This window comes from Streptococcus suis (genome assembly GCF_019794615.1).
In the GTDB taxonomy this organism is placed as follows: Bacteria; Bacillota; Bacilli; order Lactobacillales; family Streptococcaceae; genus Streptococcus; species Streptococcus suis_AI.
Genome location: NZ_JAIMDU010000016.1, coordinates 1 through 21,180 on the forward strand (window position 1 = coordinate 1; position 21,180 = coordinate 21,180).

At 40.8% G+C, this 21,180-nt stretch carries 20 protein-coding genes; 19 read left to right on the plus strand and 1 reads right to left on the minus strand.

Going from position 1 to position 21,180, the window contains the following annotated elements; translation table 11 throughout:
• The first annotated feature begins 240 nt into the window (after window positions 1-240).
• From K6V43_RS05665 to glgP, 18 genes are all read left to right on the plus strand, one after another.
• Window positions 241-768: a YqeG family HAD IIIA-type phosphatase gene (locus K6V43_RS05665; protein ID WP_337250530.1), complete on the plus strand. Its 528-nt coding sequence runs from the start codon at window positions 241-243 to the stop codon at window positions 766-768.
• Window positions 769-1,875, plus strand: coding sequence for a ribosome biogenesis GTPase YqeH (gene yqeH / locus K6V43_RS05670; RefSeq protein ID WP_222382155.1), 1,107 nt, complete (start codon window positions 769-771; stop codon window positions 1,873-1,875).
• Between the two features lie 56 nt (window positions 1,876-1,931).
• Window positions 1,932-2,243 (plus strand): ribosome assembly RNA-binding protein YhbY, encoded by a 312-nt coding sequence (yhbY, locus tag K6V43_RS05675; protein ID WP_105126805.1) that lies wholly within the window; start codon window positions 1,932-1,934, stop codon window positions 2,241-2,243.
• Window positions 2,244-2,255: 12 nt separating this feature from the next.
• A complete protein-coding gene (locus K6V43_RS05680; protein ID WP_024391794.1) occupies window positions 2,256-2,888 on the plus strand; it encodes a nicotinate-nucleotide adenylyltransferase in 633 nt (210 codons plus the stop codon).
• Entirely contained in the window at window positions 2,885-3,472 is a 588-nt protein-coding gene (gene yqeK, locus K6V43_RS05685; RefSeq protein ID WP_222382156.1) for a bis(5'-nucleosyl)-tetraphosphatase (symmetrical) YqeK, read from the plus strand. The genes K6V43_RS05680 and yqeK overlap by 4 nt, the downstream gene beginning before the upstream one ends.
• Before the next feature lies 1 nt (window position 3,473).
• Window positions 3,474-3,983 carry a cysteine hydrolase family protein gene (locus tag K6V43_RS05690; RefSeq protein ID WP_222382157.1) on the plus strand — a complete coding sequence of 170 codons (510 nt, stop codon included), beginning with the start codon at window positions 3,474-3,476 and terminating at the stop codon, window positions 3,981-3,983.
• 1 nt (window position 3,984) lies between these two features.
• Entirely contained in the window at window positions 3,985-4,344 is a 360-nt protein-coding gene (gene rsfS, locus K6V43_RS05695) for a ribosome silencing factor (RefSeq protein ID WP_024391797.1), read from the plus strand.
• Window positions 4,345-4,696: 352 nt separating this feature from the next.
• On the plus strand, window positions 4,697-5,443 hold the full coding sequence (locus K6V43_RS05700; protein ID WP_222382158.1) for a class I SAM-dependent methyltransferase: 747 nt from the start codon (window positions 4,697-4,699) through the stop codon (window positions 5,441-5,443).
• Window positions 5,440-6,528, plus strand: a complete 1,089-nt coding sequence (locus tag K6V43_RS05705; protein WP_222382159.1) for a nucleotidyltransferase — start codon at window positions 5,440-5,442, stop codon at window positions 6,526-6,528. Before K6V43_RS05700 ends, K6V43_RS05705 begins: the two co-directional genes overlap by 4 nt.
• Window positions 6,529-6,626: 98 nt before the next feature.
• Window positions 6,627-8,282, plus strand: a complete 1,656-nt coding sequence (locus tag K6V43_RS05710) for an SWIM zinc finger family protein (protein ID WP_222382160.1) — start codon at window positions 6,627-6,629, stop codon at window positions 8,280-8,282.
• 12 nt (window positions 8,283-8,294) lie between these two features.
• Window positions 8,295-8,726, plus strand: coding sequence for a UPF0158 family protein (locus K6V43_RS05715; protein WP_261311787.1), 432 nt, complete (start codon window positions 8,295-8,297; stop codon window positions 8,724-8,726).
• Window positions 8,727-8,786: 60 nt separating this feature from the next.
• Window positions 8,787-9,515, plus strand: a complete 729-nt coding sequence (locus K6V43_RS05720; protein ID WP_222382161.1) for a MerR family transcriptional regulator — start codon at window positions 8,787-8,789, stop codon at window positions 9,513-9,515.
• Between the two features lie 293 nt (window positions 9,516-9,808).
• Window positions 9,809-11,035: a peptidoglycan bridge formation glycyltransferase FemA/FemB family protein gene (locus K6V43_RS05725; protein ID WP_222382162.1), complete on the plus strand. Its 1,227-nt coding sequence runs from the start codon at window positions 9,809-9,811 to the stop codon at window positions 11,033-11,035.
• Window positions 11,035-12,207 (plus strand): peptidoglycan bridge formation glycyltransferase FemA/FemB family protein, encoded by a 1,173-nt coding sequence (locus K6V43_RS05730; RefSeq protein WP_222382163.1) that lies wholly within the window; start codon window positions 11,035-11,037, stop codon window positions 12,205-12,207. The genes K6V43_RS05725 and K6V43_RS05730 overlap by 1 nt, the downstream gene beginning before the upstream one ends.
• Window positions 12,208-12,236: 29 nt before the next feature.
• Entirely contained in the window at window positions 12,237-12,647 is a 411-nt protein-coding gene (locus K6V43_RS05735) for a peptide deformylase (RefSeq protein WP_105126813.1), read from the plus strand.
• A 520-nt stretch (window positions 12,648-13,167) separates the two neighbouring features.
• The gene (locus tag K6V43_RS05740; protein WP_222382165.1) at window positions 13,168-15,267 is read left to right on the plus strand and encodes an ATP-dependent Clp protease ATP-binding subunit; all 2,100 of its coding nucleotides are present in this window, start codon (window positions 13,168-13,170) and stop codon (window positions 15,265-15,267) included.
• A 184-nt stretch (window positions 15,268-15,451) separates the two neighbouring features.
• Entirely contained in the window at window positions 15,452-16,960 is a 1,509-nt protein-coding gene (gene malQ / locus K6V43_RS05745; RefSeq protein WP_024404218.1) for a 4-alpha-glucanotransferase, read from the plus strand.
• The gene (gene glgP / locus K6V43_RS05750) at window positions 16,953-19,217 is read left to right on the plus strand and encodes a glycogen/starch/alpha-glucan family phosphorylase (RefSeq protein ID WP_222382189.1); all 2,265 of its coding nucleotides are present in this window, start codon (window positions 16,953-16,955) and stop codon (window positions 19,215-19,217) included. Before malQ ends, glgP begins: the two co-directional genes overlap by 8 nt.
• A gap of 249 nt (window positions 19,218-19,466) precedes the next feature.
• On the opposite strand, the gene K6V43_RS05755 is transcribed toward glgP, so the two are convergent.
• Window positions 19,467-20,174 carry a UTRA domain-containing protein gene (locus K6V43_RS05755; protein ID WP_024391809.1) on the minus strand — a complete coding sequence of 236 codons (708 nt, stop codon included), beginning with the start codon at window positions 20,172-20,174 and terminating at the stop codon, window positions 19,467-19,469.
• 196 nt (window positions 20,175-20,370) lie between these two features.
• Here K6V43_RS05755 and K6V43_RS05760 point away from each other — a divergent pair, with 196 nt between their 5' ends.
• Window positions 20,371-21,162 (plus strand): endonuclease/exonuclease/phosphatase family protein, encoded by a 792-nt coding sequence (locus K6V43_RS05760; protein WP_024391810.1) that lies wholly within the window; start codon window positions 20,371-20,373, stop codon window positions 21,160-21,162.
• The last annotated feature ends 18 nt before the right edge of the window (window positions 21,163-21,180 follow it).

The following is a 21,180-nucleotide window of genomic DNA, read 5'->3' on the forward strand; positions in this document are numbered from 1 at the left end:
AAATAAAAAATAGTTCAAAAACCAAGGGGGCAGTGCGCCCTTTTTTCAGTTTTCGAGCTATCTCAATCCATCAGTGGAGGAAAATTCTTGAGTTTAAGAGAGTTAAATCAAATATTTTTGTCAGAAAAAGGAACGGGTTTTGAAAAATACAACAAAGGGAATGATTCGTTTTCTATTATCGGTTCGCATTTTTCTTAGAAAAATGGTATAATTATCTGATAAAAACCTTTGGAGACGATTGTGAGTATAGAGAATTATATGCCAGATTTTGCCTTAGAAAAGGCTTTTGATGTGACAGTTGATAGCTTGAAAAAACATGGAATTAAGGTTGTGTTTGTTGATTTGGATAATACTTTAATTGCCTGGAATAATCCTGATGGAACGCCAGAAATGCGTCAATGGTTACATGACTTACGTGATGCGGGAATTCCTGTAGTAGTTGTTTCCAACAATAAATATGAGCGTGTCAAACGGGCAGTTGAAAAATTTGGGATTGAATTTGAAGCCTTCGCTCTCAAGCCTTTCACCTTAGGGATTAACCGTGCACTGAAACGCTTTAATGTCCAGCCACATGAAGTGGTCATGATTGGCGATCAGTTGATGACAGACATTCGTGCGGCTAAGCGAGCTGGACTTAAGTCGGTCTTAGTCAAGCCCTTGATTCGGACAGATTCTATTAATACACAGATTAACCGTTGGCGCGAACGACGGACCATGAAAAAAATCATCGCTACTTACGGAGCGATAGACTATAAGAGGGAGATGTAAGTGGAAGAATTATTTTGTATTGGTTGTGGTGCTCAAATTCAGACGACAGATAAAGATGTTGCAGGATTTACTCCTCAATCGGCCCTAGAAAAAGGTTTAGAAACTGGTCAATTATACTGCCAACGATGTTTCCGTTTGCGTCATTACAATGAAATCTCCGATGTCAATATCTCCGATGATGATTTCTTGAAACTTCTCCATAGTGTGGGAGAAAGTGATGCCTTGGTGGTCAATGTCATAGATATTTTTGATTTTAATGGGTCAATCATACCTGGTTTGCCTCGCTTTATTTCAGGAAATGATGTGCTTTTGGTCGGCAACAAGCAGGACATTTTACCCAAGTCTGTCAAGACAGGTAAGGTTACCCAGTGGTTGACCGAACGGGCGCATGAAATCGGGATGCGACCAGTCGATGTGGTCCTGACTTCTGCCCAAAACAAGCAGGCTATCAAGGATTTGATTGAAAAGATAGAACAATACCGCAAAGGTCGGGATGTCTATGTAGTCGGTGTGACCAACGTCGGAAAATCAACCTTGATCAATGCTATTATCCAAGAAATCACAGGGGACAAGGATGTTATCACAACTTCACGATTCCCAGGGACAACTTTAGATAAGATTGAGATTCCTCTGGATGATGGTTCTTTCATTTACGATACGCCAGGGATTATTCACCGTCATCAGATGGCACATTACTTGACTGCAAAAAATCTCAAATATATTAGCCCTCGGAAGGAAATCAAGCCAAAGACTTACCAGCTCAATCCAGAACAAACCTTGTTTTTGGCTGGTCTGGGACGATTTGACTTTGTGTTCGGCGAACGCCAAGGTTTCACAGCGTTTTTTGACAATGAACTTCAACTCCATCGGACCAAGTTACAAGGTGCTAGTGATTTTTACCAGAAACATGCGGGGACTTTGTTAGTTCCGCCAACCAGTAAGGAACTAAAAGAGTTTCCAGAGTTGGTCCGTCATGAATTTACCATCAACGAAAAGACGGATGTGGTCTTCTCAGGTCTTGGTTGGATTCGTGTCAATGAAAAGGCCAAGATTGCCGCTTGGGCACCTAAGGGTGTGGATGTGGTGATTCGCAAGGCGATTATTTAGATGTGTGAACTGGTTACATTTGTTAGCCAATAAATATAGAAACATAGGAAAAATAGATGTCATTAACTTCAAAACAACGTGCCTATTTGAACAGTCAGGCACACAGTCTCAAACCCATTATTCAGATTGGGAAAAATGGTCTCAATGACCAGATTAAAACCAGTGTTCGTCAAGCGCTTGATGCACGTGAGTTGATAAAGGTTACCTTATTACAAAATACAGACGAAAATATTCACGAGGTAGCAGAGATACTGGAAGATGAAATTGGGGTCGATACAGTTCAAAAAATTGGTCGTATCTTGATTTTATTTAAACAATCTAGCAAGAAAGAGAACAGAAAAATTTCTAAAAAGGTTAAAGAAATCTAAGAAGGAGAGCCTATGGCTATTGAACTCTTAACACCCTTTACCAAGGTTGAATTAGAGGTTGAAAAGAAAGAAACCAATCGCAAACAAGTTGGAATTTTAGGTGGGAATTTCAACCCTGTCCACAATGCTCATTTGATTGTAGCTGATCAGGTGCGCCAGCAATTGCAACTGGATGAAGTGTTGCTGATGCCTGAATTCATTCCACCACATGTAGATAAAAAAGAAACAATTGATGAGTATCATCGCTATTCCATGCTCAAGATGGCTATTGCAGGCATTGAGGGGTTGGGTATAGAAACTATCGAATTGGAGCGCCGGGGTGTCAGCTATACCTATGACACTATGAAATTGTTGAAGGAAAAAAATCCAGACACAGACTATTATTTTATCATTGGTGCGGATATGGTGGATTATCTTCCAAAATGGCATAAGATTGATGAACTCGTTACTATGGTTCAGTTTGTTGGCGTACAACGTCCACGTTATAAAGCTGGGACTTCCTATCCTGTTATCTGGGTAGATGTGCCACTTATGGATATTTCTTCTAGCATGGTGCGTGATTTTATTAAACAAGGTCGAGTACCAAACTTCATGGTCCCACACGAGGTGTTAGATTATATTGAGGAAAAGGGGCTTTATCAATGATCAATTCAGATTTAGACTTCAATCGTGAAGCCTTATTAGAAAAAATAAGTGCCGCTATGAAACCGAAACGATTTCAACATGTTTTGGGGGTGGAAGAGGCAGCTCTTGAATTGGCTGACCAATATGGCTGTGACCCGAAAAAAGCCAGTCTGGCAGCACTTTTGCATGATTATGCCAAAGAAGAGGATGACCAAGTCTTTCTGGATTTAATTGCCAAGTATGAATTGGATAAGGACTTGCTCAACTGGGATAATAATATCTGGCACGGTGTAGTAGGAGCCTATAAAATCGCAGAAGATTTTGGTTTGGAAGATGAGGAGATTTTACAAGCCATTCAACGGCATACAGTTGGTGCGCGAGAAATGACCTTACTGGATAAAGTGCTCTATGTAGCGGACTATATCGAACCCAATCGGGATTTTCCTGGGGTGGAAGAGGCACGACGGATTGCAAAAGAGTCTTTGGACAAGGCTGTAGCCTTTGAAACTGCCCAAACGATTTCTTACTTAGCTAAGAAGGGGATTCCCATTTATCCACAGACCTTGGAAACGTATAATGCTTATGTCGGAGAATTAGGAAGGTAAGATGAAGTCAGCACTATTAGTCATTGATATTCAGAATTTGGTAGTGGAGGGTAAGCCATTTGCTATTGAAGAAAGGCTCCAGCTTTGGCAAGATAGTCTTGCACTGGTTCGACAATCAGGGATCGAGGTTATCTATATTCGCCATCACGATCAAGAATTGGTCAAAGATACGCCTGATTTGGAAATTCATCCTTTGGTTGCACCCTTAGAAAATGAAATGATTTTCGATAAAACTTTCAATAGTGCTTTCAAAGAGACAGGGCTTCATTCTTACTTGCAAAAACAAAAGATAAACAAGCTCATCATTATGGGGATGGCAACCAATTTTTGTGTTGATACGACGATTAAAGTAGCCTTTGAACTAGGCTACAAGGTAGCTGTGATTCAGGACGGAACGACGACAGGTTTTACGGGAAATCTGTCGCCTAAAAATTTGATTGATCAGTATCAAATGATTTGGGATGGCCGATTTGCTCAAGTAGATACATTAGAAAATATTATTAGAGGATAAAATGAAAGAACTAGATTTAGTAAAAGTTGTAGTCCAGGCTGCTGATGATAAGCGAGCTGAAGACCTTGTTGTGGTTGATGTTCAGGGTGTGACTAGCTTGACAGATTATTTTGTAATTGCCAGTTCAATGAATAGTCGCCAGTTGGATGCTATTGCGGAAAATATCCGTGAAAAGGTTGCAGAAGCCGGTATTAAAGGCGGCCGTGTCGAAGGTGATAGCACTGGTGGCTGGGTCCTTTTGGATCTCGGTAGTGTTGTGGTGCATATTTTTTCTGAAGAAATGCGAGACCTCTACAACCTTGAAAAATTATGGCACGAAGGTAGCTTCTTGGAAGTCGCAGACTTTTTAGACGAGGAATAGTGAAACAGTTTGGCGGATATGAAAAGTCCGGTGAGCTATTCGTACCTGACCTAAAATAAAGTAAGGAAGCGTTTCAGCTGGTCACCTTGAAACTCGAAAGTGACCATAGAGAGTTTGAGTTTAGTTGAGTAGAAGTGCTGGACTTCTTGAATAAATATGAAAACAGATTTTGATTTGGGTGCACTATTCGAAACTTGAGTCAACATCTCAGCGCAGTGGTTGATTGGCAGCTTTGTTCGTGCTTCCCACTCCAAATCTGACCTAATCAACTGTGCGGGGGCAGGAATACGAACTCTTTTGATTTGAGGAGTTCTTTCCTGCTCCCTTTTTATGAAAGGAAAAATGGGAAAATATGGCAACTTATGAAACCTTTGCGGCGGTCTATGATGAAATCATGGATGACAGCTTGTATGATAAATGGACAGATTTTAGCTTACGGAACTTGCCACAAGATACCAAGACAATTTTAGAATTGGCCTGTGGGACGGGGATTCAGGCTGTTCGCTTTGCTCAAAAGGGGTATGAGGTGACAGGGCTTGACCTGTCCTATGAAATGTTGGAATTGGCCCAGAAAAAAGCAGAAGCTGCTGGTGTCATGATGGAACTAGCCCAAGCAGATATGATGGCTCTGGAAGGTGTTGGAGATTTTGATGCTGTGACTTGTTACTCAGATAGTCTTTGCTACATGGCTGACCAAGAAGCTGTTTTGCGGGTCTTTGAAGGCGTTCATTCTGTTCTCAATCCAGGAGGGACCTTCCTTTTTGACGTTCACTCTATTTATCAAATGGAGGAAGTGTTTGCAGGCTATAGCTACCATGAAAATTATGAGGATTTTGCCTTTGTCTGGGACACTTATGAAGGGGAGCATGAGCATTCCATTGTTCACGAATTGACCTTTTTTGTCAAAGATGAGGACAGTCAAGAGGAGCGATTTATCCGTCGGGATGAAGTTCATGAAGAGCGGACCTATCCGATTGATTCCTATGTGGAATGTTTGAAACAAGTTGGCTTTGCCTCTGTGGAAGTCTTTGCGGACTTTGAAGACGAAGCTCCAACAGAAACCAGTCAGCGGTGGTTTTTCAAGGCGGTTAAGGCATGATTTCAGGGATTATTGCAGAATACAATCCTTTTCACACGGGGCATAAATACTTGCTGGACCAGGCGGAAGGCTTGAAAATTGTGGTTATGTCTGGCAATTTTATGCAACGGGGTGAGCCAGCCATCGTGGATAAGTGGATACGGGCTCAGATGGCTTTGGAACACGGGGCAGATCTTGTTGTTGAGATGCCCTTCTTGGTGTCGGTCCAGTCGGCTGACCATTTTGCTAAGGGAGCAATTAGCATTTTACACAAGCTAGGTGTGGAAAAACTGGTTTTCGGTACGGAAGAAATGCTGGATTATCAGAAAATCGCAGACATTTATGTGGATAAGTCGGAAGAAATGGAAAATTTTGTGAAAAACTTACCAGACAATCTCTCTTATCCACAGAAGACCCAGGCCATGTGGCAGGAGTTTGCTGGGCTTACCTTTACAGGTGATACGCCAAACCATATTCTGGCCTTGGCTTATGCTAAGGCGGTGGCTGGGACAGGTATTCAGCTCGGTCCAGTTCAGCGGCAGGGGGCTGGTTTTCATTCGGAAGAGGTGGAAACGACCTACGCCTCGGCGACGGCTATCCGAAAGGGTGCCGACCAGTTGGACTTGGTGCGTGACTTTTTACCGTCTGCCAGTCTCTTTGAAGAGGCGACCAAGGTAAGCTGGAGAAATTATTTTCCCCTGCTCCGCTATCAGATTGCGACCCACCGAGATCTCAGTCAGGTCTTTCAGGTGAACGAAGAACTAGCCAGTCGTATCCGCTCTGCCATTGGGAGCGTAGCTACCGTGGAGGAGTTAGTGGATGCCGTTGTGACCAAGCGCTACACTAAGGCGCGGGTGCGGCGGGTGATGACCTACATCCTGGTCAATGCGGTGGAAACTCCCTTGCCAGAAGCGGTCCATGTCCTAGGCTTTTCGGCTCGAGGCCAGGCCTATCTCAAGACCGTCAAGGAGCGAGTGGGCTTGGTGACGCGGATCGGCAAAGAGCCCTGGGACAGCCTGACCCAACAGGCGGATGCAGTCTATCAACTGGGCGCTGACGCAATAGCAGAGCAAACCTACGGGCGCGTGCCGGTGAGGGTGGAGTGAGATGAATTCATCAAAGAATAGGAAGTTTTTGTAGTTGACTTGAAAACTTTCCTATTTTTTTTGTATAATTTAAGTAGAAAAATCAAAGGAAATAAATCATGAAAAATTGGATGGACTATTTTAAGCCTCACATTGTTGATAGGGGCTGCAGTTTGTTTTTAGATGACGCTGTTCAAGGGCTTGAAGAGACAGATGAGGGCTACTGTGCACATGTCATTGGTAGTCAAGTCTATGAGGTTGCGATTGACTTTGAGTATGGTCAGCTGGTCAGTATGTGGTGTGAGTGTCCTTATTCTCAGGAAATGAACCACTGTAAGCACATGGCTGCAGTCTTATTTGCTATTTCGGAGTTGGAGAACCAGCCAGTTGTCGAGGGCAAGGATGAGTCACTTGCCCAGCTCCTGGATAAATTGACAGTTGAGCAACTACGGGCTTTTGTTCTTGAATTAGCTCAAGAAGATAGGGGACTGGTCAATCGAATTCATCTGCGTTTTTCAGATCAGTTAACCTCTCAGCAAGTGGAAAATGTGAAAAAGGAAATCAGAGACCTGGGGATTCCTTTTGAGGACAGGCGTTTGGGCTATATCGAGTATAAGCGGACTGGAGATTATGAACTGGCTGTGGAAAAGGCTATGGCTCGATATCTCCAACCACTACTTGATAGAAGTGAGTATGAGAATTTTATAGTGGTATCAGATACTTTTTACCATCAGATTTGCCAGCAGGAGTTGGATGATTCCAATGGAACGACTGGTAGTCTGCTGTATAGACTTTCTGGCTACTGGAAGAAATTATTGACCGTAGCTCCTTATTCGATTGCCCAGGAATTGCTGGACTGGTGTTTAGAAAAACTAAATGGCTATGAGGTTGCAGAAGATCTTCTTATGGAATTTGTTGAGATGGAGTTTCAAGAAGAACAATTTCTTCAGCAGAAATTGACCTATTTTCAAGCAGACTTGCAGGCGATAATAGAAAAAAAAGATATGTCCTCTTGGTCATGGAAATTCCGTCGTGATCGTATTGCCTTGCTATGCTACAGATTGCAGGTTCAATTGGGGTCTAGGGAGGCAGATTTGCTGAACTTCCAGGCCAAACATTGGGAGGTGGCTGGTCTCCGTAAACTGGCTATTGCCCAGGCTGTGGAAAATCAGCAACTAGACCGTGCAGTTCACCTCTTGCAGGAAAGTAAGCAGTTGGATGCCCAGTATAGGGGACTGGTGTCAGATTATAGCCAGCAGTTACGGGACATCTATCGGTCTCAGGGGCAATATGACAAGGTGAGAGAAGAACTGCTGGAGATGATTTTTTCAGCAGGTGATACTGATTTGAAGCTGATAGAGGAGTTACAGGACTTTGTTTCTAAAGAGGAATGGCAGAGCTACTTAGATGATTTGCTAGAGGATCGTCGTTTCCAGTCACAACAGTTGAGGTTATTGCAATTGGCAGACCGACCGCAGGAATTATTGGACCGCATTACAGAAAGTTACTGGTTCTTAGAAAATTTGGATTGCTTCGAGGACTATTTATCAGAGAAATTGCCTGAGCGATTACGAGATGCCTACGCTCAAGCGGTCTGTCAGCAGATGGAGGCAGCTAGTAGTCGAAGTCGCTATCGTCAGTTAGCAGGGTATTTAGTAAAAATTGCAGATTTACCTGATGGAGAAGCGGTGAGTGAAAGTCTTCGTGCTTTGTGGAAAGTCCAGTATCCGCGACGCAAAGCCATGATAGAGGAATTAGATGCGGTGAGGTGGTAAGATATTGCAGTTTTGCTACAAGATGTAGTTGATTCGTTGCAGATGATTAGTCAAGGTGATAGGTACTATTATGATAGTCACTTAGACGAATTGGTCTATCTGTCTGTTGAGGAGACGGGACCTGAAGCCCGTGAAGGTTTAGAAGAAGAGATTGAGGAGGATGTGGCTGAAAGGTTTGTTGGTCTACCGACTTATTTTGACTTCTACCCTTACACATTTATGAAACTCTATGTTACTGATTTGACTGATGGAGACTTGTCTGGCCGTCTATCTCGAGCTATTCGAGGGCGAGGGGCTTTTAGACGTTTTAAGAATGAGTTAGAGAGATATGACCGTTTGGAAGAATGGTATGCCTTTGAAACACAATGTTACAAAGAACTTGTACTGGAATGGTGCCAGGAAAATAAGATTGCTATTGTGGATAACCGGTTGAAGAAAATCTAATATTTCTCTTGACTCTCACCTTACGTTATCCCTTATACTGGGCATAGAGAGGAGATTTCTATGAACGAAAATTGGACAGTTAAGCAGGTCAGTCGGTTGACAGGATTGACGGTGAGGACCTTGCACCACTATGACCAGATTGGTTTGCTCAAACCAGCATTTGTGGCTGAAAATGGTTATCGCTACTATAATCAGGAGAATTTGGCTCGTCTGCAAGAAATTCTCTTATTTCGTGAATTAGATTTTCCTCTCAAAGACATTCAGCAGCTTCTGGACGTGACAGAAGTCAATCGTCAGCAGGTCTTGCGGGACCATATCAGCCTTTTAGAGCTCAAAAGGGAACGGCTGGATCGCATCATCAATCACGTCAGATTGCTTACAGAAAAAGGAGGAGAAGTCATGGATTTTCACGCATTTGACAGCAGTCAACTAGAAGCCTACAAGGCGGAAGCAAAGGAGCGGTGGGGGAATACCGCGGCCTATGCCGAGTTTGAAGAGCGCTACGATGCTAGCAAAGACCGGGTGTTTGCCCAAGAGATGCAGGCTATTTTTGAGGTTTTTGGAAAAATGCAGAGCTTGGAAGCCGATCATCCAGATGTGCAGGCTCAGGTAGCGAACTTGCAGGCCTATATCACGGAAAATTTCTACACCTGCACAAAGGAAATCTTGCAAAATCTAGGTCTTATGTATGTTGAGGACGAGCGATTTTCAGCCAACATCGACCGAGCAGGTGGACCAGGCACAGCATCCTTTGTCAGTCAAGCCATTGCGATTTATTGCCAAGAATAAATAAGGAAAGTCTAGTGAGAACTAGGCTTTTTATGTTCATCTTGGCTATGTACATATCAATTCAATTATGACTTGGAGGTACATTGCTAAATTTTAAATATTAGAAGCAAAATAAAACTATTATATATATGCGCAAGTGATTTCGTAGCACAAATAAAACATTATTATTTTTTTATGCTTGAGTAAAAATACTTGACAAAATCGATTGCTATACTAGTATAGCAGGGCTTGACACTACGGGCAAGCCCTTCCTAATTAGCGTTAAAAGTAATTATGAACAAGGGGAATAATTAATGTTTTACACTTATAAAATAGGCATTTCTACTGAGGAACATGATTCATTTGTAAAGCAATCACCACAGGCTAACCTGTTGCAGAGTAGTCAGTGGGCAACCGTAAAAAGTGAGTGGCGAAATGAGAGACTAGGCTTTTTTAATGATGGGAAATTAGTGGCAGTTGCTTCTCTTCTTATCAGAAGGTTGGTAGTACCATTTGGTTTTACGATGATTTATATACCAAGAGGTCCTGTAATGGATTATGAAGATGCTGAATTAGTGTCATTTGTATTTAAGTCCATAAAAGAATTTGCCCTCCGAGAACGCAGTGTTGTTATAAAATTTGATCCATTTATTCGACTATCTAGTAAAACTATAACAGGAGATAGGGAAGAAGAATTAAATGTACTTGCCGTCAAAGATAGGATTGTTGATTTGGGAGGTATTTGGTCTGGTCGAGTGCAGACCATGTCGGCTACAATCCAACCTACTTGTCATGCAGTATTATATAGCGAATCCTTCTCAGAGGAATCACTAAATAAACGAGTTCGACAAAATATTCGGTCGGCGCGTAATAAAGGTATTGAGATTCGAATTGGTCGTGAGGAATTGTTAAGAGATTTTTCAGAGCTATTAAAAAAGACTGAGGAGCGCAAATCTATTCGCTTGCGGGGGAGAGAGTATTATCAAAAAATAATGAATGCCTATCCAGAAAATTCTTATATTGTAGTTGCCTATTTGGATATAGCAGAGAGATATGAACAGTTATCTTATCTTGAAGAAAAATTAGTAAAAGAGGCCATGACGTTTACCTCCACTACAAGACAATCGAAGATTGAAAATTATAAAAAGGAAATCCGAAGAATAAATACAGAATTAGAAATGATAAATTCTCTGACTCGTAACGGGAGTAAGCTAGTTCCATTGGCTGGTACTTTGACAATAAATTTTGCAGGAACATCTGAAAATATCTATGCTGGTATGGATGAAAAGTTTAAACATTATCAGCCTGCTTTACTAACATGGGTGGAGACAGCAAAGTATGCTTTCGAACGAGGTGTGAAATGGCAAAATTTAGGAGGAATAGAGCCAACTTTAGACGGAGGCCTTTATCACTTTAAATCACATTTGAATCCAGTAGTAGAAGAGTATATTGGGGAATTCGACCTTATTGTTTCGCCAATATTATATAAGATTTTTCAAGTTTTACTGGAAATTAGAAAAAAATTAAGGAAGAAAAAATAATGACTTTTTGTCAAATAACTAAAGAAGAATTTTTAAAGCATTGTCAACAAGTAAATGAAAAATCATTTTTTCAATCCATTGAAATGGCTGGATTACTATCCAAGCGAGGATACGATGTTCGCTATGTTGGTTTTAAAAATTCACAATTAGAGATCGTTATTTCTTCGTTGCTTTTCTGTAAGAAGATGGCTGGTGGTTTGTATATGGAATTGAATTCTGGACCGCTGGTTACCAATCATGCTTATTTAGAGGAATTTTATCAATCTTTAAAAAACTATGCGAAGCGTGAAGGCGTACTTGAATTGGTGGTCAAGCCTTCCCAAACCTATCAAGTCTTTGATAGTGTAGGGAATCCAATGAGTGAAGCAGAGACTCAACTAATTGAGAAGCTGGTGCAAGTTGGATTTAAACATGATGGCTTACAAACAGGTTATCCAAATGGAGAGCCTGTTTGGCATTATGTGAAGGATTTGCAAGGGTATTCAACAACGTCGTTATTGCAATCCTACAATAAAAATAGTAAACGAAACATAAAAAATTCAGAAAGTTACGGTATCAGGATTCGTAGCATCAATCATAAGGAGCTTTCAGATTTCAAAAAAATAATTGAGGAAACTGGAGCTAGACAAGGCTTTGAAGATAGAGATAGTGGTTACTATAACAGTCTTTTTGAAAGTTTTGGTACACAGGCAGATTTTTTAGTTGCAGAACTTGACCCGAAAGCCAGTCTAAAGCAAATTGAAAAGGAAATAGAAACAAGTGATAGAAATTCAAAACAGTATGCACAGCAAGTGCAGAAATTGTTGAAAAAACAGGAGGCGGTTCAAAATATTTTAAATCAAACTCAGACAGCTCCTATTTTTTTGGCATGTGCACTGATAATTTATGATGTGAATGAGGCAACTTATCTTTTTGGTGGCTCATATTCAGAGTTTCAAAGCCTATCTGCACCTTTCTTACTTCAATATGAGGCGATGCAACGTGCAATAAAACGAAATCTTAAGCGTTATAATTTCCTTGGTATTCAAGGGATATTCGACAGCTCAGATGGTGTTCTTCGATTTAAACAGAACTTTAATGGCTATATTTTGAGAAAAGCTGGTACTTTTCGTTATTATCCTCATCCGATAAAGCATAAAATAATTCAAATTATCAAAAAAATAGTAAAATAATACTATATACTTTATCGAAAGAGGTTCCCATGATTCAACCTATTATGAAAGATATTTTCTTCCTGCAGCAGAAGTCTGAGCCTGCGACTCAGCTAGATGTGCAGGTAGGTCAAGATTTACAGGATACTTTGGTAGCCAACGCTCACGCCTGCGTGGGCATGGCGGCCAACATGATTGGAGTCAAAAAGCGGATAATCATCGTCAACATGGGCTTCACCAATCTGGTCATGTACAATCCTGTTCTCATCAGCAAGACCAATCCCTATCAGACAGAGGAAGGCTGCCTGTCGCTAGTAGGTATTCGCCCGACCACTCGCTATCAGGAAATTGAAGTAGAGTTTTTTGATGCTTCTTGGAAAAAGCGGAGCTTGAAACTGACTGACTTCCAAGCCCAGATTGTTCAGCATGAACTAGATCATTTGGAAGGGATTATCATCTAGTAGCTACTAAATCTACCGTCAGGTAGATTTTTTTATCGTCACTTAGTTTATCTTTTATTACGTCGTTAACTCACCTTGCCTAACTCCAGTTATGCCTGCGGCTCGTTGCCTAGTACTAAAAGGAAACTAAAAGACTATATCAAAAAGTCAAAAAAGGTCAAATAAAACTATTGACTTTTACTGACTAATGATGTAAAATAAGATTCGTAAGGTTAAGGTCCTTATAAATTCTTTGAACAAAAGGTCAGTTTAGGTCAAACGAGAAGGGTTTGACTTACTCTTGAACCTATTGATCAGTAAAAGACAAACTTCTAAGGAGGTTAGGATGAAAAACAGGATTATCCCCTATTAGCGTCATTTAGTTTATCTTTTATTACTGCGTTAACTCGCTTTGCCGTACTCCAGTACTGCCTTCAGCTCGTTGCCTAGTACTAAAAGCAAACTAAAAGACTAAATCAATTTTTTTAAAACAAAAGTCAGTAAAAGTCAAAAAAATTAAAACTTAAACGAGGTAACTACTATGAACAACAATTTCAATAATTTTAACAATATGGACGATATTTTCAATCAACTCATGGGTAACATGGGCGGTTACAGTACAGAACGACGTCGCTATTCTATCAATGGTCGTGAAGTGACACCAGAGGAATTTGCCATTTATCGTCAGACTGGTCGCCTGCCACAGACAGAAGAAGTGGCTCAAACACAGGTTAAAGGTCAGATAAAGTCAGATGGGATTCTTGCAAAACTTGGTCGCAATTTGACACAAGATGCGCGTGAAGGTAAGTTGGATCCAGTCATTGGACGAAATAAGGAAATCCAAGAAACCTCTGAAATTTTGGCACGTCGGACTAAGAATAACCCCGTCCTAGTTGGTGATGCGGGTGTTGGTAAAACTGCGGTAGTAGAAGGTTTGGCACAAGCTATAGTTAATGGTGATGTGCCAGCAGCCATTAAGAACAAGGAAATCATCTCCATTGACATTTCAGGCTTGGAAGCTGGAACTCAGTACCGTGGGGCTTTTGAGGAAAATGTGCAGAATCTTGTGGATGAAGTCAAAAGAGCTGGTAATATCATTCTCTTCTTTGATGAAATTCATCAGATTTTGGGAGCTGGTAGCACTGGTGGAGACTCAGGTTCCAAGGGCTTAGCAGATATTCTCAAACCAGCCCTGTCACGTGGGGAGTTGACCGTTATTGGTGCGACTACACAGGACGAATACCGCAATACTATTCACAAGAATGCTGCTCTGGCTCGTCGTTTCAACGAAGTCAAGGTCAATGCTCCATCCGCAGAAGATACCTACCAGATTTTGAAAGGGATCAAGCCGCTTTATGAAGCCCACCACAATATTGAATTGCCAGATGAGGTTTTGAGAGCTGCGGTTGATTATTCCGTCCAATATATTCCACAACGTAGCTTGCCAGACAAGGCCATTGACTTGATTGATGTGACCGCTGCTCACTTAGCTGCACAACATCCTGTTACAGATATCCAGGCTTTGGAGGCAGAGATTGAACAGGCTAAAGCTTTGCAAAGTCAAGCAGCTGAAAAAGAAGATTACGAAACAGCACTCAATGAAAAAGTCCGCATCGACAAGCTCCAAGAACAAATTGACAACCACACGGAGCAACAGAAAGTGGTGGCGACCGTTAATGATGTGGCTCAGGCGGTTGAGCGAATGACAGGCATCCCAGTCTCACAAATGGGAGCTTCTGACATTGAACGACTCAAGGAATTGAAAAATCGTCTGGCAGCTAACGTTATCGGTCAAGACGATGCGGTGGAAGCAGTATCTCGTGCCATTCGTCGGAATCGTGCAGGTTTTGATGATGGCAACCGTCCGATTGGTTCCTTCCTCTTTGTCGGTCCGACAGGTGTGGGTAAGACAGAGTTGGCAAAACAGTTAGCGCTAGACTTGTTTGGTAACAAGGATGCCATTATTCGTTTGGATATGTCTGAATACAGCGATCGGACAGCCGTTTCCAAATTAATCGGTACCACAGCTGGTTATGTTGGTTATGATGACAATTCCCATACTCTTACCGAGCGTGTCCGCCGCAATCCATACTCGATTGTCCTCTTGGATGAGATTGAAAAAGCAGATCCACAAGTGATTACTCTCCTTTTGCAAGTGCTAGATGATGGTCATTTGACAGACGGACAGGGCAACCAGGTCAACTTCAAAAATACCCTTGTCATCGCGACTTCAAATGCTGGTTTTGGTTATGGAATGCCAGAAACTGAAGAAAATCAAGATATCATGGACCGCATCGCACCATTCTTCCGTCCGGAGTTCCTTAACCGTTTCAACGCAGTTATCGAATTCAAACACTTGGGCAAAGAAGACCTCAAGGCTATCGTCGATTTGATGTTAGCCCAGGTCAATAAGACCTTAGCTAAAAAAGGTATTCACTTAGAAGTGACTGAGGCAGCCAAAGAGTTCTTGATGGAAGAAGGCTATGATCAGGCTATGGGAGCCCGTCCACTTCGTCGTGTAATCGAAAGCCAAATTCGGGATAAGGTTACAGACTTCTATTTGGATCATATTGAAGCTAAAAATTTAGAAGCTGATGTGGTAAATGGAACCATCCAAATCCAAGAGCAAAGCTTTGCTTAAAAAATATAAAAAATAGAGAAAATTGGCATTAAAAATTCCAATTTTCTTTTTTTGTTACTCGCTAACAAATGTGATAAAACAGGGGTTTTTGAGAGGTGTAGAAACTTTTTTTAGAAAATGCTTGACAGATGCAAACGTTTGCGTTAAACTAGTATACGTAATCGACAGAAAGGAAAACGTTTTTATGACAAATCGTACCAGCGGGATATTAATGCATATTACCTCACTTCCAGGTAAGTTTGGTATCGGTACTTTTGGAAAGCCTGCCTATGACTTTGTAGATTTCTTGGTCGAAACCAAGCAGACCTACTGGCAGCTCCTTCCTCTCACAACGACAAGTTACGGAGATTCACCTTATCAATCATTTTCTGCCATTGCAGGAAATACCCATTTAATTGATTTTGATTTGTTGGCAGAAGAAGATTTATTGGCCAACTTTGACTACCAAGATGTGAAATTTGGGGACAATCCAGAAAAAGTAGACTACGCCTTGATCTATGAGGCTCGCCGTCCGATTTTGGAAAGAGCCGTTAAAAACTTCTTGAGCGATGACAAGCGTAAAGCAGCCTTTCAAGAGTTTGAAAAAGCCAATTCGTCATGGTTAAATGACTATGCGGAATTCATGGCTATTAAAGAACACTTTGGAAACAAGGCCCTACAAGAGTGGGATGACAAGAAAGTTATTGCTCGAAATGAAGAAGCCCTTGAGAAATATCGCTTGGAATTGGCAGACCAAATTGATTACTTTAAAGTCACTCAATATTTCTTCTTTAGCCAGTGGAAACAGCTAAAAGAATATGCCAATCAAAACCACATTAAGATTATCGGAGACATGCCAATTTATGTTTCTGCTGATAGTGTGGAAGTTTGGACCAAGCCACAGCTCTTCAAATTAGATAGCGAGCGCAAGCCGCTTTATGTGGCAGGTGTGCCAGCAGATAACTTCTCAGCAGATGGCCAGCTTTGGGGCAACCCACTCTACGATTGGGAGCAACATGAAAAGACTGGCTACAACTGGTGGATCTACCGCATTCACGAGAGTTTCAAACTCTATGATGTCTTGAGAATTGACCACTTCAAAGGCTTCTCAGATTACTGGCAGGTAGCTGGAGATGCTAAAGTTGCCAAGGTTGGTACTTGGGAGCCAGGTCCAGGCTACAATCTCTTCAAGGCGGTCAAAGAAACCCTTGGCGACTTGCCAATTATCGCAGAGGACCTAGGAAATATCGATGCTAAGGCTCGTAAGTTGCTTGCAGATTGTGGCTATCCAGGAATGAAGATTCTAGAATTTGGCTTCTTCGATGTGACAGGGAGAAGCATTGACATCCCACACCGTTGCGTACCAAACTCAGTCGCCTACACAGGCACACACGATAACGAGGTGGTCAATGGTTGGTATAACAATCTAGAGCCTGAACAACAGGAGTTTGTAGATGCCTATACCAACAGAAAGCCGATTGAACCAGTGACCCAAGCCATGCTTCGAACACTCTTTGCCACTGTCAGCGACACAGCTATTGCGACCATGCAAGATGTTCTTGACTTGGGCGAAGAAAGCCGCATGAACATGCCTTCAACTGTCGGAGGTAACTGGGAATGGCGAATGAAAGCTGAAGATTTAACCCAGGAACGCAAAGACTTCTTAGTCAAAATGACAACACTATATCAACGAGGAAATGAAAATCATGATTAACTTTACAACATTTGCAGAAACAAATACTTCGAAAAAATTAGCTGATTTAACAAACGAAGAAATCTATCTTCAATTGTTAAACTATGTAAAAGAAGCTGCAGCTACAAAACCAAAAAACACAGGTAAACGCAAGGTTTACTACATCTCAGCAGAGTTCCTTATCGGTAAACTCTTGTCAAACAACTTGATCAACTTGGGTGTCTACAAGGACATTCAGGCAGAATTGGCAGCAGCTGGCAAGTCTTTGGCCCAAGTTGAAGATGTGGAGCCAGAACCATCACTTGGTAACGGTGGTCTTGGTCGTTTGGCATCATGTTTTGTGGATTCTATGTCAACACTTGGTATCAACGGTGAGGGTGTTGGTCTCAACTACCACTGCGGTCTCTTCAAACAAGTCTTCAAGGACAACCAACAAGATGCAGAGCCAAACTTCTGGATTGAAAATGATTCTTGGTTGATTCCAACAACTATTAGCTATGATGTTCCATTCAAAAACTTCACTTTGAAATCAAAATTGGACCGTCTTGACATTCTTGGCTATAAAAAAGAAACCAAGAACTACCTTAACTTGTTTGACATTGAGTCTGTCAACTATGACTTGATTACAGATGGTATCTCATTTGACAAGACAGACATCAAAGAAAACTTGACCCTCTTCTTGTACCCAGATGATTCAGACAAGAATGGTGAATTGCTCCGTATCTACCAACAATACTTTATGGTATCAAACGCTGCTCAGCTTTTGATTGATGAAGCTATTGAACGTGGTTCAAACTTGCATGATTTGGCTGAATACGCGTATGTTCAAATCAATGATACTCACCCATCAATGGTGATTCCTGAGTTGATTCGTCTTTTGACTGAAAAACATGGTATTGAATTTGCGGAAGCAGTTGCCATCGTTAAGAATATGACTGGTTACACAAACCACACTATCTTGGCGGAAGCACTTGAAAAATGGCCACTTGAGTTCCTTGAAGAAGTGGTGCCACACTTGGTTGATATCATCAAAGAATTGGATGCCCTTATTCGTGCAGAAATCAAAGACCCAGCAGTCCAAATCATTGATGAATCAGGTCGTGTACACATGGCTCACATGGATATCCACTTCTCTAACTCAGTGAACGGTGTAGCTGCGCTCCATACAGAAATTCTTAAAAACTCTGAATTGAAAGCTTTCTACGAGCTTTACCCAGAAAAATTCAACAATAAAACAAACGGTATTACTTTCCGTCGTTGGTTGGAATTTGCGAACCAAGACCTTGCTGATTACATCAAAGAATTGATTGGTGATGAGTATTTGACAGATGCGACGAAACTTGAAAAATTGCTTGCATTTGCTGATGACAAGGAAGTTCATGCTAAGTTGGCTGAAATCAAATTCAATAATAAATTGGCTTTGAAACGTTACCTTAAAGACAACAAAGGTATCGAACTGGATGAAAATTCTATTATTGATACACAAATCAAACGTTTCCACGAGTACAAACGCCAACAAATGAATGCCTTGTATGTTATCCATAAATACCTTGAAATCAAGAATGGTAACCTTCCAAAACGTAAAATCACTGTTATCTTCGGTGGTAAAGCAGCCCCAGCTTATATTATCGCTCAAGACATCATTCATTTGATTCTTTGCTTGTCAGAGTTGATCAATAATGATCCAGAAGTAAATAAATACCTCAATGTTCATTTGGTTGAAAACTACAATGTAACTGTTGCTGAAAAACTCATCCCTGCGACAGATATTTCTGAGCAAATCTCATTGGCTTCTAAAGAAGCATCAGGTACTGGTAACATGAAATTCATGCTCAACGGTGCTTTGACACTTGGTACTATGGACGGTGCCAACGTTGAGATTGCAGAGTTGGTTGGCATGGACAATATTTACATATTTGGTAAGGACTCAGATACTATTATCGACTTGTACGACAAGGCTGGTTACGTATCTGCAGACTACTACAATGGCGATGCCAACATCAAACGTGCGGTAGACTTTATCGTCAGCGATGAAGTGCTTGCCCTCGGTAATGAAGAGCGTCTTGCACGCTTGCACCATGAATTGATTTCGAAAGACTGGTTCATGACCTTGATTGACTTGGCTGAATACATCGAAGTAAAAGAACAAGTCTTTGCAGATTACGAAGATCAAGATTCATGGAACAAGAAAGTTGTTCATAACATCGCTAAAGCTGGATTCTTCTCTTCAGACCGTACGATTGAACAGTACAACGAAGATATTTGGCACAGTAACTAATTTAAATTGGCAAAAAGGAAGGTTGATTGAACCACTCCAACAATTTATCAGATCAACCTATTCCTTGATATGAAAATCAAACTGCTTTGGACCTGACAGCTTTGATTTTCAAAACTACTTTTGAGCCCTCCTTATATTATATTAATGAAAAGAAAGAATGTTTCGAAAAAGAGACATTCTTTTTTTCGAGAAAGTACTGATTAGTTTTTAATAATTGCACAAAAAAAGGAGCTAGAATGCTAGTTCCTTTTACCGTTTTGCCATTGAGACAAAGCTTACTTTGTCTGGACGGTAGCTAATTGTTCCATATTGAAAGGCTTGACCGTTTGAGAGATAGGTAACGCTGGTAACCACGACCACCATCTCAAAGTCGGCTAGGTCCATTAATTGCTTTTCTTCTTCATTCGCAAAGCGGAAAGAAATTTCCCGTCGAGAATGAGAGATTGTTAACTTTAATTCTTTCTCTAAATAGCGATAGATAGAGCTTTCAGCAATTTCTTTACTGAGATAAGGGACGACTCTACGGTCAAAATAGGAAATTTCATATTCCAAACGCTCACCATCTATCGTTCTTACCCGACTCACTCTATAAAAATCTACTTTATCATCAACTTCAAAGGTAGACATTAAATCATCTTGCCCCTGAACAATATATAGTGAGGTAAGTTCTGTTTGAATCTGGTGTTTAGAACGTTTGTTCAATTCTCCAGCGGTCTTAATTTCAGAAAGATACTGTTCCTTCATTAACCCGTGTTCGATTACAATTGAAGATTTCCCTTGTTTTTTTTGAATGTAGCCATCCATTTCAAGAAGGGACAGAGCCTTTCGAATGGTGTCTTTAGAGTAAGAGTAGATCTCCATCAATTCATTCTCAGTTGGTAATGCTTGTCCTGTTGACCAGACTTGATCTTCTATCTTTTTCTTGATATCTTGATAAACTTTCTTATATTTACTCATTGTATTTCCATCTTTCTATTCATTAGTGTATCATAAAAGGCTTAGAAAAGGGAAATACAGCTGTATTTTTAATACCTTCATTAAGTTTTACGTAAAAGTTTAAAATATTACGGAAAAGCTATTGACTAATGCAAACGTTTACGCTATACTATGGATATAAAGAAAACGGTTACGTATTATTTAGGAAAGGAGAGTCATGAAATTACTGACAGTAAATGTCCATGCTTGGTTAGAAGAAAACCAGGATGAAAAACTAGATATTCTAGCTCAAACAATTGCCGAAAAGGCCTATGATGTCATTGCTCTTCAGGAGGTTAATCAGCTTATAGCTTCTAAATTCGTCACAAGAGAATTGAAGACGGATAATTATGGCTTGATTTTATTAGAAAAATTAAGAAATCTTGGGCAGTTTGATTATTCCTATCATTGGAGTCATTCTCACATTGGCTATGATCGTTATGAGGAAGGGATTGCCTTTTTGACAAAGCTTCCTGTCTATGAGGCTGATTCATTTTATTGCAGTCAAAATAAAAGTATTGATTCAATCTTATCTCGAAAAATTATGGGGTTGACAGTTTTCTATCAAGACCAGTTAATTGATATCTATTCGTGTCATATTAATTTACCAGGTAGTGAAGAAGAGGACCAGTTGGACAATATTCGAACAATTGTCGAACGTACGGGTCATCAGCGGTTTAAAATTCTGATGGGGGATTTTAATACTGATGCAATCTCAGACCGGGATGCCTACGATGCAATCAAGAATCTTGGGCTCCATGATACCTACGAGTTAGCGCTAGAAAAAGATAAAGGAATAACTGCTGAAAAAGCAATTGATGGTTGGGCAGGTCATAGCCAAGAGAAACGGTTAGACTATGTTTTTTTCAACCAAGAAAAAACAGTTTTATCTAGTAAGGTTATCTTTAATGGACATAACCGTCCTATCATTTCAGACCATTTTGGTGTGGAAGTTGAATTTAGTGTATAAATGGCGTAAGGCCGAAAA